Annotated in this window: 1 pseudogene; it reads left to right on the plus strand. The window is 63.2% G+C overall.

Annotated elements, in window-relative coordinates:
• Positions 1–201, plus strand: a pseudogene (locus LK12_RS23515) (tRNA (adenosine(37)-N6)-threonylcarbamoyltransferase complex transferase subunit TsaD); the annotation flags it as partial.

Below are 201 nucleotides of genomic sequence, written 5' to 3' on the forward strand. Positions count from 1 at the left end.
GGTCAGTACCAACTGCTTGGCGAGTCGCTGGACGATGCCGCCGGCGAAGCCTTCGACAAGACCGCGAAACTGATGGGCCTGAATTATCCCGGCGGTCCGGAGATCGCCAAGCTGGCCGAGCAGGGCACGCCAGGGCGTTTCGTCTTCCCAAGGCCGATGACCGATCGTCCGGGGCTGGATTTCAGTTTCAGCGGCCTGAAG

The organism is Novosphingobium malaysiense, assembly GCF_000802225.1.
Classification (GTDB): domain Bacteria; phylum Pseudomonadota; class Alphaproteobacteria; order Sphingomonadales; family Sphingomonadaceae; genus Novosphingobium; species Novosphingobium malaysiense.